At 70.2% G+C, this 526-nt stretch carries 1 protein-coding gene; it reads left to right on the forward strand.

Annotation, left to right across the window (positions count from 1 at the left end; all coding sequences use genetic code 11):
- Positions 1 to 27: 27 nt before the first annotated feature.
- A partial coding sequence (locus ACT6QU_RS19530) for a hypothetical protein (protein WP_444837039.1) occupies positions 28 to 526 on the forward strand: 499 nt, incomplete at its 3' end.

Consider the following 526-nt stretch of genomic DNA (forward strand, 5'->3'; position numbering starts at 1 on the left):
GAAGAGGCCAGCGCTGCCGAAAAGCAGGTGGCCGCGCTCGATACGCGGCAAGCGAAGGTGGTGGCCGACCATGGCGCGCTTGTTGCCGATTGGCGCGAGACCGCCGACCGGGCAGGGTTCGACGCCGAGGCCCGGCTGGCGTTGGTGCGTGAGGCAGAAGCTCGGGCAGCGAACGGTGTTCAGCTTCCCGATCCATCGGTCGCCGATCGCGCCGTCGCCCATGCCGCCGACAAGCTGGGCGAACGGCAGTCGGTGTTCCCGGTCGCGGCGCTTCATGAGGAAGCGGGGCGGGTTGGGCTTGGGAAGGTCGGCTATGCCGAGATCGGCGAAGCGATCGGGCGGGCGACAAAGGAAGGCGAGCTGGTCGACCGCACCTTCCTCGATCGGCGCGGCGCCGCGTTCGCGGGGTTCACGACCAGCCAGAATATCGCCGCCGAGAAGACGCTGCTTCGGATCGAAGCCCGCGGGCGCGGTGCGCTCGCGCCGATAGCCTCCCCGCTTGCCGCCGCCAAGGCTGTCGCTGGCG

It is taken from the genome of Aliihoeflea sp. (assembly GCF_052435475.1).
Lineage (GTDB): Bacteria > Pseudomonadota > Alphaproteobacteria > Rhizobiales > Rhizobiaceae > Aliihoeflea.